Source organism: Caproiciproducens sp. LBM24188, assembly GCF_054130445.1.
This window is the reverse complement of the sequence record NZ_CP196862.1, coordinates 2271047-2283313: the sequence shown is the minus strand read 5'-3', so window position 1 is coordinate 2283313 and position 12267 is coordinate 2271047. Positions and strand designations below refer to the sequence as shown.

Below are 12267 nucleotides of genomic sequence, written 5' to 3'. Positions count from 1 at the left end.
TGAAACTTAGTTCCGATGGTAGAATTTTCGGTATTGATTCGGGGAAAGCCCCGAGCCCAGTTTGAACATTCTACTGAAATGTGAAGTGGTGCCGAACCCAGTTTGCTCCGCAATTTCGGTAATGGATAAATTTGTGGTTTCCAGGTAGTTCTTCGCGGCCCGTATGCGCACGCTGTTGATGTATTCCACAATCGTCAGGTTGGTCGTCTTTTTAAACAGATGGCTTAAGTAGCACGGGCTGAGGAAGAATTCCGCGGCAATCCCGTTCAGGCTGAGGGGCTCCCTGTAATTGGAAGCAATATAATTCGAGATTTTATCAATGGTTTTATTGTGGATTTGCTTGGAGCTGACGTTTTGCTCAACCTGCCTGCAAACGCATTCCTTTAGGTTTACGAGCAGTTCAGTCAGCAGTGCTTTGCGCAGAAGGATCGCTTCCGGCTTTTCATTTCCTACCAGGTCGTTCAGACGCTGGAAAATACTTTCAAACAAACCCTGTTCCTTGATGGAGAGAGTCAATACTTTTACACCCATGGAGAAAAACGATAAAAGATCGCAGTCCTTGACCGAGTCGAGAATTGCACCGATATACTCCGGATTGAAATTCAATACAAACCGGGTATGGGGGGCGTTTTCTACTGGGCCTGTTTTATGTACCTCGTCTTTATCAATAATGACAATATTTCCTGCGTTTACAAGATAAACGGAGTTTTCAATAAAATACTTCCGGGTACCGTCCAACAGATAATAAATTTCGTATTTTTTATGAAGATGAAACGTCTTCATATAATAACCGGGTACTCGGCGGACCTTATTGATGTAAAAATCATAATGCGGTGAATAAATATATTCCTGCAAAGTCCAAGCCCCCTTTTTTAATATTTTTATTTTAGCATAACTTTTTATAATTTCAATCATCTCAACTTTCAAATTTTGCAACCTTCAAACATCATTCCCCGGGTCGCAAAACCACTTGGCCGGAGGGCTGTTAGGCTGGTTGAAGCGATTCCGATACGGTGAGGGATCAACATGAATTTTAGAGAAATCGGAGTGTTTGTTCGGAGCGCTGTCTTTGAACTTATTAACACAGAAATTTACTCTTGCAAAACTCCTTATCGCATTGTCCTCAACGGGCAGTGCGTTGCAGAAAACCAAACTAAAAACGTGTTCAGCCTGTTCGGGCTTACGCCCGGCAGGGAGTACACCGTCACAATCGAATCGGACGGGGAGAGCTGTACGCACAGCTTTCGGACGAAGGCAGAAAGCTTTCGTCTGAATGTCCGTGATTTTGGCGCAACAGGCGACGGAGTAACGCCGGACACGGCGGCGATTCAGGCAGCGATTCTGTGCTGCCCAAAAAACGGAACGGTTTTGATCCCACCAGGCATTTATTATACGGCATCCCTCTTTTTAAAAAGCAATATTACGCTGGAACTGGAGGAGGGCGCAACACTGCTCGGTGTTACTAATCGCGCCGATTACCCCATTCTTCCGGGTGTAACCTTTTCAGACGATGCGAAGGACGAATATTATTTGGGCGCATGGGAGGGAAATCCCCTTTCTTCCTACGCAAGCCTCCTGACCGGTGTGGACGTGGAAAACGTCGATATTATCGGACGCGGCGTGATTGACGCCAATGCAGACAGCGGCGACTGGTGGGAAAATCCCAAGCAGAAACGCGGTGCGTGGCGTCCGCGCATGCTGTTTTTGAACCACTGCCGCGGTGTCCGCGTGCATGGGGTAACCTTCCAGAATTCCTATGCTTGGACGATTCACCCTTATTACAGCAAACAAATCAGTTTTCTGGATATTCGGGTTTATAACGACCCAGATTCGCCTAATACGGATGGAATTGATATCGAATCCTGCGGTGGGATGAACCTGATTGGCGCAGTCGTTTCCGTGGGGGATGACTGCATTGCCCTGAAATCCAGCAAAATGTACCTTGGAAAACGACTAAAAACGCCTTCCAGCGACATTATCATCCGTAACTGCCGGTTGGAACGCGGCCATGGTGCGGTCGTCATTGGCAGCGAGGTTTCGGCGGGAATTTATGACATCCATGTAACCCAGTGTTCCTTTGAGGGCACCGACCGTGGAATCCGTATTAAAACCCGGCGCGGGCGCGGCGATTTGTCGGTTGTAGACCGAATTTCGCTGGAAAACGTTCATATGCACCGGGTCCTTACGCCTTTTGTCATTAATATGTTTTACCACTGCGACCCGGACGGCCACAGTGAATTGGTGTGGTCGAAAGAGAAAAAGGCAGTGGATGAATTCACGCCTAAAATTGGCAGCATGACATGCTCTAATGTGGTGTGTGAAGAGTGCAGCGTGGCCGGTATGTTTTTCTATGGCCTGCCGGAAAGACCGGTGGAAAGCATTCGTCTGGAAAATGTCTCCGTTTCGTTTGCGCAGGACGCGCAGCCCGGTTATCCCGCCATGATGGACTACATTGAACCGACCTGTCGGAAAGGCCTGTACGCCAATAATGTGCAGAATCTGACACTTCGGAATGTACGGATTACCGGAGCGGACGGAGAAAAATACACGATTGAAAACGTTGCGAATTTTTCAGAGGAGGAATCAGCCGATGAATAACAGCCGGCTTCCGGTGGAAAGCCTGAACCGCTACGTGGACGAACTGATGCGGAACAGCAGTTCCCGCCATCCGGCATGGAACGCGGAATATATTCGAAAACAAACGGAGAACACTTGGAACTATGTGGATGGCTGCATGATGCTTGCCTTTCTGGAGTTTTACCGGGTTACCGGGCAGAAAAAATTCCTTTCCTATGCGGACCGCTTTATGGATGATTTTGTCCGTAACGACGGCACGATTAAAACCTTCCGTAAGGAAGATTATAACCTGGATAGCATCAACGGTGCCAAAGCGTTTTTCCCGTTGTACGATTTTACCGGAAAAGAGAAATACCACCGGGCAATTGAACTGGTGTACCGGAACCTAAGAGAGTCTCCGCGCACCCCGTCGGGAAATTTTTGGCATAAAAAAATATACCCCAATCAGATTTGGCTGGACGGCCTTTATATGGCAATGCCGTTTTACATGCAGTATGAAACAAAGTACCATGCAATGCGGAATTATTACGATATCTACACGCAGTTTATGAACGTGCGCAAATTGATGCGGGATGAAACCACCGGGCTATATTACCATGGCTGTGATGAGTCCCGCACGATGGACTGGGCAGACAAAAAAACGGGATGCTCTCCCAGTTTCTGGCTGCGTTCTATTGGCTGGTTGGTCATGGCGCTCACCGATACGCTGGAGCAGATGGACGAACAGCTGTATTATGAGTACCGGCAGCTTTGCTCCATGCTGCGGGACTTGGTGGATGCGCTTCTGCCCTTTCAAGATGAAAGCGGAATGTTTTTTCAGGTGGTAGACCGTCCCAATGACCCGGGCAATTACCTGGAAACCAGCGGTACCTGCATGATTGCCTGCGGAATTTTAAAAGCGGTGCGTCTGCGGTTGATCCCGGAGTGCTACCGGGAATATGGCGAAAAAGCGTTTTACGGCACGCTGCAGCGGTATTATACGCAGGAAACGGAAAAGCAGGCTTCCCTGGGCGGCATTTGTCTGGTCGCCGGGTTGGGCGGGCAGCAAAACCGCAGCGGATTGCCGGATTATTATTACAGCGAACCGGTCGTAAAAAACGAGGGAAAGGGCGTGGCGCCTTTCTTGTTCGCCTATGCAGAAATGCTGCGGCTTGATTTGGCGAAAACAGCTGGGCAGGTGAAAACGCAGTGAGCGTCAAACGGGTGGTTTCCCAAAGGGGAGATGGCGATTATACCACCATTACCGAGGCGATTCACTCTATTCCTGGCGACGAACCGGCGGTAATATGGATTAAAAACGGCGTTTACCATGAGAAGCTGCTGATTGAGAAAAAGAACCTGACAATGATTGGGGAAGATGCGGAGCGAACTGTCATTACCTATCATGACGGCGCGTATCACACACACCCGGATGGCAGAACCTATGGCACGTTCCGCAGCTATACGGTATTCCTTGGTGGCGAACGGGCGGAACTTCGGAATCTGACCATTGCCAATACCGCTGGGGATGGCGACACTGCGGGGCAAGCGATTGCACTTTATTCGGATGTGGACCAGGGCCGGTTCATTAACATCCGTCTTCTTGGTCATCAGGATACGCTTTTCTTAGCACCTCTGCCGGAACAGCCGCGTACCCCCGGCTCTTTTGTCGGCCCGCGCGAAACGGCCCCAAGAAAGCCCTGTGAAGATTACTTTAAGAACTGTTATATTGAGGGCGATGTGGATTTCATCTTCGGTGGGGCGGCAGCCGCGTTTTGCAACTGTGAAATTCGTTCGCTCAGCAAAGGTCTTCCGGTAAACGGTTATATTACGGCGGCCTGTACACCGAAAGATCAGGAATTCGGCTTTATTTTTCACCAGTGCCATCTGGTTTCCAACTGTGGGCCGGGTACCGTTTTTCTGGGACGGCCGTGGCGGGAATACGCCGCAACCGCATTTCTGGACTGTCACATGGAAGAGCATATTTTACCACAGGGTTGGTCGCGCTGGTGCAACCGGTTGGATGACGACAAAACGGTGCGCTATTTTGAAGCGGGCAGCATCGGCCCAGGGGCCAGCTTGCAGCGGGCACCGTGGGTGATAGTGCCGGAGGAGCCCCAGAAGAAGCGGTTCCTGCAAAAAGTTTATCAGTTGTCCCAAATTTAGGAATATGCGGCTTAAAGCTGTGCAATACAGGACTTAGCTGCTTTCAAATTGCTTGAAACAGTACACAAAAAGCAATATCATGACATTTCTCCTTATAAAGCAGGAGTCCGCATCTGATTTCCGTAAGGAAACAAATGCGGACTCCTGCTTTTTATCTGCTTAGCACTTAGGAAAAAACAAAGTCAGGTTTTCTTTGCTGATTTTGGATGAATTCCGTAGCCGCCGCTAATCGGATCGAGAAACAAGGGGATTTTCGGCGGATCCCATGTAAACAGGGCAAAGAAGAGAGCAAACAGTATGATCAGGATCACGGAAAAAATGGCTGACTCGGCGGAAACAGGCGCCGCAAGCATCATCTTCCAGCTGTATATGGTAGCTGCTGCTACGGCGACCAGAAAGGTAGTAATGTCCGCCCAAACAATACTTTTGCCAATGATTCCGGTATAGGTATAGTGAATCATCAGAATAACCAGTATGCCCCAGAGAATTCCATACGATTTTGCCGCGGCAAAATTGGGGTAATTTTTGCCCACGACAAAATATTCCGCCAGACTGAACAGCACCATGGGAACAAACAGAAGCTTCAGGTGTTCCCAAACGCTTTCGTTCACCGGGCTGAAGAACCCAATGACCGGATTTTTTCCGGACCACCGATAAGCAGAATGCAGGAAGGTTCCAACCACAACGGTAAAAATTAGTCCCGAGATTTCCCATAGCCCTAACATATTAATCATGTTTGTCTTCTCCTTTCAACCAATATTTATGAGCCTTTTGCAAAAGTATTCAGGTTCAGGGTTTGCTTAAAAGATGGAATCATGAGGGAAGAACGATGCAAATTCAGAACCGTTCTAAAAATTTACTTGAAAACAAACCGGGATTTTTGAAGTATGCATAACCTGCTTGGGAGAAATCACGTTGAAAAACGAGTCTGCTCCACTTATAATGTATAGTAGATTACGGATGTAAAGAGCCGCCTGAAAATGGAGCGGATCAGACGGATAATCTGTATGGAAAGGATGCTTGTCACGATGAAAGAAGTCGATTGGTTTGACCCCAGTCTGATTCCGGGACTGCTTTATTTTCAAAACGGAGGGTCTTTTACCGGGAGCGTTACCGATTATGAAAACCGGGAGACTAAAGAATTCCGATATAAAATTGATTCGGTTGACGGAATCATTCAGGCATATGTGTGGTACGGTCCCTTTTGCTTTGAGAAAAGTGAAATTGTCGAACAGGCGGAATTTGCTTTAACCGAAGAGGGCCGCACGGAGATGCTGAAATGGCTGAAGAAGGAATACGAAAGCATGATTGCATAATTCATCACTCCTGAATGGTTTTCCAGGATAGGTACAGCTGCAGAAGATCAAAGTACGGGATACCGCGTTTCGTCGCTTCCTCGCGGAGCAGACGCCGCAGCACTTTGTACCCCGTACCGAACGGATCCTGTATGGCTCGGACTTTTCGATCAAACTTTTTCATTTCTTCGGGTGTCATATTGATATCCCCCTAACTTTCGTATTTTTACTATAGCACGTTCGACAAATTTCGACAAGTGAATATTAAAAATAATTATTACAATGAAGAAAAACATAGAAATGTGAATTTGTGGGCCGTTTTTGCGGATATGGAGCGGGCCTTTTGAATAACGGACTTCATTTTCGCTTATCATTCAAATAAGTGAGGCGGCTGCCATGCGGGAAAATTTTGAAAAGGGAACGAATTCAGGAATGTTCGGAAAGATATTTGCCGAAACGGTTGCTATTTAAAGCGATTTCATGCATAATGTCGTTAGATCATAATGTTGCTGGAAGTGAAATTTTGCCGTGTTTCACGGAACATTTTAATTCATTTGAAACGCGGGGCTTTGTTTCGAATTTTTTTACCGAAGCGCGGGAATCCGCGATTTTGCGCAACCGGGCCTCAGGAAAGGAAATAAGATGGAACTAAATAAAGCCAATATGAAAAAAATCGCTTTTCTAATTGCCTTTGCGGTTATCTTTTATACTGCGGTAAAAAATATTTATTTACTGCCGCAGTTTGTGAATTTCGTCGGGGCGGTTTTGTCGCCAGTTCTGCTGGGACTTGTATTTGCCTTTATTATCAACGTTCTCATGCGGCTGGTGGAAACCAGGCTGTTTGCCGGGCTGAACCGCCGCTGTACCAAGATCTGGCCGAAAATTCGCCGACCGATTAGTTTTTTGGTCGCCCTGTTGATTATTCTCGGTGTAATTGCGCTGATTCTGCTCATTGTTGTTCCGGAGCTGGTCCGAACGATTACGAGCCTGACCAACCAGATCCCGACTTTCTTCAACGGGCTGCAGGTGTATCTGGCCCGGATAGAAACGGCTTATCCCGACATTGGAAATTATCTGAGCAACATCAAGATCGATTGGGCGAACGTCAGCGAAATGATTGCCTTGTATGGAAAGAACCTTGCCAGCACTTTGGTGAATTCGACTGTCACGGCAACCACCAATGTGTTCCACGGATTCATAACGTTTGTGCTTGGCTTTGTCATTTCCGTGAACATTCTGATGCAAAAGGAAAAGCTCAAGAGGCAGGTCAAAAAAGTAATGGTGGCCTATGTGCCGCTGCGGTACAATCATGTTATTTTTCGTTTATGCCGGCTGACCTACCGGGCTTTTTCGAATTTTATCATCGGTCAGTGCACAGAATCCTGCATTTTAGGAACGCTGTGCTTTATTGGAATGAGTATTTTCCGTTTCCCATATGCACTTTTGATTTCCGTATTTGTTGTTTTTATGTCCTTGATACCGATTATCGGATCTTTCCTGAGCACCGTGGTCGGGGCGCTGATTATTTCTATCGTCAGCCCGATTCAGGCGCTTTGGTACATTGTGTTCTTTGTGGTTCTGCAGCAGTTGGAAGGGAACCTGATTTACCCGCATGTGGTCGGCTCCCGGGTTGGCCTGCCGGCGCTCTGGGTCCTTGTGGCGGTAACCATCGGCGGGAATCTCTTTGGTTTGGTGGGAATGCTGGTTAATATCCCCCTTTGTTCCGTCCTTTACGTCCTGTTGCGAGAGAATGTGGAAAAAAGGCTGCGAAAAAAGCAGAAGACGGAGGAACGTAGCTCGGAAAGCTGAAATTTTTCGGAGTTTATTGACAGCGTTTGCTGCCCATGCTATAGTATAGCTATTCTTAAAAATGAAAGGATGGTTTTGATGTCGGCATTGTCTGTAAAGGTGAGCGACAACTGAATCAGTTGTGAAAGGTTCGGACAGAAGCGGGTGTTTTGGCACCCTGGTTTTGTCGTACCTTTCTGGCGGCACGTTCGTGCCGTCGGACATCTGCCCTTACAGACTGCTTCCATGCGGCTGACCGGCCGCAATATAACCATCCAGTTATAGATTTTGCTGTGTCAGCAATCGGAGCGTAATGGGTTTGTCCCGTTACGCTTTTTTGATTGCCTGTGTCCTGGCTTTCTGAAATCCATTTCGACGAACACGTGACCGATGACAATGGATTTGCATAGGCGGTGCACCCGGCGTTTCCCTGGATGAATTATACCCACAGGAGCATTTTGACATTTTCCCCAAACCGAAAAGATTGCGCGGGCCGTGTACTGCGTTTTTCCGGCGGGGAAGGTGTGGGTGGATGTTTCCTGTGGGTTACTATTTTAAAGGGAGAAATCAAAATGAATTCATCCGAAACCATTTTAGAATACGATAAAATCAAAGAGATGCTCTGCGCGCACGCGCTTTCGGAACAGGCGCGGCAGCGTCTGATGGCGCTGTCCCCTTATCTGGAGGAAAAGGAATGCCGCCGCAGGATGGAGGAAACCACCGCGGCCCGCACGGTATTGGATGCCCTCGGTGTGCCGCCGCTGACGGCCATGACGCAGATGGAACAGATTCTGACGCTCTGCAAGGCGGGTTCCATGCTGATTCCGGAGCAGCTGGTTTCCGTGGGGCAGTTTATCATTTCCTGTAATCGGGTAAAATCCTACCTGAAAAAGGCGGAGGCGCTGGACAGCAGCATTGCCTGCTACGGGTACAGCATTGCGGATTTGTCTGCGCTGCATCAGGAAATTGACCGGTGTATCCGCAACGATCAGGTGGACGGCAGCGCCAGTCCCACGCTTCGCGACATTCGCCGCAGGGAAGAAAACGTAAAAGCACAGGTACAGAATAAGCTGAACGATATTCTGCGAAGCAAAAAGCAGTATTTTTCGGACAATATGGTTGTAACGCGGAACGGACGGTTTGCTTTGCCGGTGAAACGGGAATATAAAAACCAGTTTGCGGGCAGCGTGCTTGGTATGTCCGGAACGGGGGGCACCTATTATATCGAACCCGCTTCGGTGGCAAAGCTGCAGGAGGAGCTGCATTCCCTGCAGATTGAGGAAGAAAACGAAATCCGCAAAATCCTTTATACACTGACGGCACTGGTGGACGAATCCAGTGCGGAGCTGAAGCTTGATATGGAAGCGATGGAAACTTTGGATTTTGTGTTCGCAAAGGCGAAGCTCAGCGCGCAAATGAATGCGGTTCCGGCTGTGATTACCACCGAACGTAGAGTTTCTATACAAAACGGAAGGCATCCGCTGATTGACCCCAAGGTGTGTGTTCCGCTGAATTTCAACGCAGACAGCAGCTGTTCCGGCGTGGTGATCACCGGCCCTAATACCGGCGGGAAAACTGTTGCGCTCAAAACGGTTGGCCTGCTTTCCATGATGGCGCAGAGCGGCCTGCATGTTCCGGCGGACGCTTCCAGCGTGTTCTGTATGAACAACGCGTATTTGTGCGACATTGGTGACGGGCAGAGTATTTCCGAAAATCTTTCTACGTTTTCCGCTCACATGACCCACATCATCGAAATTCTCCGCAGGGCAACTTCGGAAAGCCTTGTCCTGCTGGATGAACTTGGTTCGGGTACGGACCCGGCGGAGGGAATGGGAATTGCCATTGCGGTTTTGGAAGAGCTTCGGCAAAGGGGCTGCTTGTTTGTCGTTACAACGCATTATCCGGAGGTCAAGGAATATGCGCAGTCTGCTTACGGCATGATGAACGCGCGCATGGCGTTTGACCGTGAAACCCTTCAGCCCACCTATCGGCTGGAACAGGGAAAAGCGGGGGAAAGCTGCGCGCTGTATATTGCACAGCGGCTCGGGCTGCCGCCCCGCCTGTTGGAACGCGCCTATGAGGAAGCTTACCGGGAAAAGAAGAATCGCCGTACCCCGGAAGAAAAACCAAAATTTGCCCAAACCAGCGAAAAAGTGGCTTTGCCCGGTGCACCCAGGTTGCAGAAAAGCAAACCACAGCCTGCCGTTTCCGCGCATGCGGCGAAATTCCGGATGGGGGACAGTGTTCTGGTGTATCCACAGAAGGAAATCGGAATTGTATTTCATCCGGCGAACGAGCGTGGTGAAATCGGGGTGCAAATCAAAGGTGGGAAAAAGTGGATTAACCACAAAAGACTTCAGATTAAGGTGCCCGCCAATGAGCTCTATCCGCCGGATTATGATTTTTCCATTGTGTTCGACACGGTGGCGAACCGTAAGGCTCGGCATCGGATGGAAAAGCAGCACGATCCCAATGCGGTGATTGTACATGACCAAGGCGAAACACGTTAAAACGAGAAAAAGTAGGGCGCCGCGGAATCAACTTGACTTCGCGGCGCCCAATTTCCTACTATATTTTGTTGATTTCAGTAAAAAGAAGAGTATGATGGAAATAATAAGATATATTGCACTTCAGTAGATTCGTATGCAGGCTAAGATAATAGGATACGTTCAAAGGAGGCGGAAAGGGATGGAGGTTTGTTTGCCAGGAACCGGCGGCGTAATTCCATTGGAAAACCGATGGCTGACCTGCTGCTGGGTGGAGCATCAGGGGAAAGCCTTGCTGATTGACTGCGGCGAAGGAACGCAGGTCGCACTGAAAAAAGCAGGCTGCAAACTGAGCCGCCTGAACACACTGTTGATTACACATTTCCACGCGGACCATACTGCGGGGCTGCCGGGTTTGCTGCTTACCCTGGGCAACAGCGGAAAGACCACACCGCTTACAATCATCGGGCCAATGGGCCTTCATCTGGTGGTGGCAGCTTTGACCGTAATTGCGCCGGTTTTGCCCTATCCGCTTTATCTGCTGGAACTGGAGGCGGACAAACCAGGAAAGCTGGATGCGGATGCGATGGAAATTCGCTGTCTGCCGCTGAAGCACGGTATTCCCTGCTTTGGATATCGTGTTTCCGTGAAGCGCAAGCCGATTTTTAACCCGCAGAAAGCTAAACAGCTCGGCGTGCCCGTCACGCTGTATCATGCTCTTCACGCGGGGCAGACCGTCACGCTGCCGGATGGCCGAATGGTGAAACCGGAGATGGTTCTGGATGGCGAGCGTGCGCCCCTAAGCATCTGCTACTGCACCGACACTCAGCCAACAGACGGCTTGACGGAATTTGCCCGGAATGCGGACCTGCTGGTTTGTGAAGGAATGTACGGGGACGAATCCATGCGTGGCAAGGTGGAGGAGAAGGGGCACATGCTGTTTTCGGACAGCGCACGGATTGCACGGGATTCCGGCGCAAAGCGGCTGTGGCTTACGCATTTCAGCCCCGCCCTTACCGCTCCGGAGCAATACCTGGACGAAGCGCGCAGTATTTTTCCCCAGGCCGAGGTAGCATATGACGGCATTCGGATCACGCTGGGGCAAAAAATCAAATAAATTGAATTAATAAATACGGTAAATCAGTGTTGTCTGTAACAATGTCAAATCTGGACAAATATCTTGAAAAATCCAAGTCCATATGTGGTAAAAAGGCTGACGAGATTGGAAATATATTTTACAGATATGGGGTTGCCAACTCCGGGTTCGGGGCTGGCAATTTGCTTTTTAGCGCAATAATAAAATCGCTCAAATGCAATGTAGCGCCAACGATTTCAAAGGACAGCACCTTAGGCTCGCTGTCTACAGAAGAAGTGTAGTTAATGACGAGGTATTGCTTCTCTGATATTTTCTGCTTGCTTCCAATCCCAGAAATTCCGCCTATGGTGGCTCCGAGAGAGCCTAACAATAACCCGCCTATCACAGCACGGCCAACAACGCTTTTTGACTTTGTTCTGATTTCTTGTTCCGTAACAACTTCAGCAGCCGTGAGCTGTGAGTATTTCAGCAGAGCGGGCGGGTATTTTTTGTTTATCCTTGATTCGATTCGAAGTTGTGAATTGCTGTCATCCAAGACAAGACGAACATTACTTCCACCCATCCAATTTGGTATTCCTTCGTTTAGCATGATGTTGACTGCAATGTTTCCATCTTTATCTTTTTTCCCAAAAATCATACAATCACCCCTTTGAAGCAATGATTCTGCAAACAGAAAATATTCCATAAGGAAACTAAATCATGGCATCAGAAAATATTCTTTGCGGCTATATTGGCCTTGATACAACAGCGTTTTGAAAAGGTGTTCGGAAACTCGAAAAACAGCTTAAGTCAATCGAAAAGTCCTTTTGCCCACTAAGTACAAGTCCTCGCACATTCTGAGAAAATTTTTTGGTACTTCCTGAATTTTCCATTGATATTT

The 12267-nt window shown here is 48.6% G+C and carries 11 protein-coding genes; 7 read left to right on the top strand and 4 right to left on the bottom strand.

Annotation, left to right across the window (positions count from 1 at the left end; all coding sequences use genetic code 11):
- Positions 1-6 precede the first annotated feature (6 nt).
- Positions 7-855 (bottom strand): AraC family transcriptional regulator, encoded by an 849-nt coding sequence (locus ACSVDI_RS10810; protein WP_457942858.1) that lies wholly within the window; start codon positions 853-855, stop codon positions 7-9.
- Positions 856-1026: 171 nt separating this feature from the next.
- Between ACSVDI_RS10810 and ACSVDI_RS10805 the strand changes: the two genes are divergently transcribed.
- Genes ACSVDI_RS10805 through ACSVDI_RS10795 form a run of 3 tightly spaced genes read left to right on the top strand, consistent with a single transcriptional unit; the run spans position 1027 to position 4722 of the window.
- Positions 1027-2598, top strand: a complete 1572-nt coding sequence (locus ACSVDI_RS10805) for a glycoside hydrolase family 28 protein (RefSeq protein WP_457942857.1) — start codon at positions 1027-1029, stop codon at positions 2596-2598.
- On the top strand, positions 2591-3769 hold the full coding sequence (locus ACSVDI_RS10800) for a glycoside hydrolase family 88/105 protein (RefSeq protein WP_457942855.1): 1179 nt from the start codon (positions 2591-2593) through the stop codon (positions 3767-3769). Before ACSVDI_RS10805 ends, ACSVDI_RS10800 begins: the two co-directional genes overlap by 8 nt.
- On the top strand, positions 3766-4722 hold the full coding sequence (locus ACSVDI_RS10795; RefSeq protein ID WP_457942853.1) for a pectinesterase family protein: 957 nt from the start codon (positions 3766-3768) through the stop codon (positions 4720-4722). Before ACSVDI_RS10800 ends, ACSVDI_RS10795 begins: the two co-directional genes overlap by 4 nt.
- Positions 4723-4904: 182 nt before the next feature.
- On the opposite strand, the gene ACSVDI_RS10790 is transcribed toward ACSVDI_RS10795, so the two are convergent.
- Entirely contained in the window at positions 4905-5456 is a 552-nt protein-coding gene (locus ACSVDI_RS10790; RefSeq protein WP_457942852.1) for a DUF6512 family protein, read from the bottom strand.
- Between the two features lie 294 nt (positions 5457-5750).
- Here ACSVDI_RS10790 and ACSVDI_RS10785 point away from each other — a divergent pair, with 294 nt between their 5' ends.
- Complete coding sequence (locus ACSVDI_RS10785) at positions 5751-6038, top strand: hypothetical protein (RefSeq protein WP_457942851.1); 288 nt, start codon at positions 5751-5753, stop codon at positions 6036-6038.
- 4 nt (positions 6039-6042) lie between these two features.
- Here the strand turns inward: ACSVDI_RS10785 and ACSVDI_RS10780 are convergent, their stop codons facing one another.
- Positions 6043-6216, bottom strand: coding sequence for a hypothetical protein (locus ACSVDI_RS10780; RefSeq protein ID WP_457942849.1), 174 nt, complete (start codon positions 6214-6216; stop codon positions 6043-6045).
- A 443-nt stretch (positions 6217-6659) separates the two neighbouring features.
- On the opposite strand from ACSVDI_RS10780, the gene ACSVDI_RS10775 reads away from it, so the two are divergent.
- The 3 genes from ACSVDI_RS10775 to ACSVDI_RS10765 all read left to right on the top strand — a co-directional run bounded on the left by ACSVDI_RS10775 (position 6660) and on the right by ACSVDI_RS10765 (position 11408).
- Entirely contained in the window at positions 6660-7826 is a 1167-nt protein-coding gene (locus tag ACSVDI_RS10775) for an AI-2E family transporter (protein ID WP_457942847.1), read from the top strand.
- 551 nt (positions 7827-8377) lie between these two features.
- Entirely contained in the window at positions 8378-10315 is a 1938-nt protein-coding gene (locus ACSVDI_RS10770; protein ID WP_457942845.1) for an endonuclease MutS2, read from the top strand.
- A 178-nt stretch (positions 10316-10493) separates the two neighbouring features.
- The gene (locus ACSVDI_RS10765) at positions 10494-11408 is read left to right on the top strand and encodes a ribonuclease Z (RefSeq protein ID WP_457942843.1); all 915 of its coding nucleotides are present in this window, start codon (positions 10494-10496) and stop codon (positions 11406-11408) included.
- Positions 11409-11526: 118 nt separating this feature from the next.
- Here ACSVDI_RS10765 and ACSVDI_RS10760 read toward each other — a convergent pair whose 3' ends face one another.
- On the bottom strand, positions 11527-12024 hold the full coding sequence (locus ACSVDI_RS10760; protein WP_457942842.1) for a hypothetical protein: 498 nt from the start codon (positions 12022-12024) through the stop codon (positions 11527-11529).
- Positions 12025-12267: the final 243 nt, after the last annotated feature.

Bases quoted from the DNA above. Each gene is read 5' to 3' on its own strand.
- ACSVDI_RS10805 (WP_457942857.1), top strand. From the start codon at position 1,027: ATGAATTTTAGAGAAATCGGAGTGTTTGTTCGGAGCGCTGTCTTTGAA.
- ACSVDI_RS10800 (WP_457942855.1), top strand. From the start codon at position 2,591: ATGAATAACAGCCGGCTTCCGGTGGAAAGCCTGAACCGCTACGTGGAC.
- ACSVDI_RS10790 (WP_457942852.1), bottom strand. From the start codon at position 5,456: ATGATTAATATGTTAGGGCTATGGGAAATCTCGGGACTAATTTTTACC.
- ACSVDI_RS10785 (WP_457942851.1), top strand. From the start codon at position 5,751: ATGAAAGAAGTCGATTGGTTTGACCCCAGTCTGATTCCGGGACTGCTT.
- ACSVDI_RS10780 (WP_457942849.1), bottom strand. From the start codon at position 6,216: ATGACACCCGAAGAAATGAAAAAGTTTGATCGAAAAGTCCGAGCCATA.
- ACSVDI_RS10775 (WP_457942847.1), top strand. From the start codon at position 6,660: ATGGAACTAAATAAAGCCAATATGAAAAAAATCGCTTTTCTAATTGCC.
- ACSVDI_RS10770 (WP_457942845.1), top strand. From the start codon at position 8,378: ATGAATTCATCCGAAACCATTTTAGAATACGATAAAATCAAAGAGATG.
- ACSVDI_RS10765 (WP_457942843.1), top strand. From the start codon at position 10,494: ATGGAGGTTTGTTTGCCAGGAACCGGCGGCGTAATTCCATTGGAAAAC.
- ACSVDI_RS10760 (WP_457942842.1), bottom strand. From the start codon at position 12,024: ATGATTTTTGGGAAAAAAGATAAAGATGGAAACATTGCAGTCAACATC.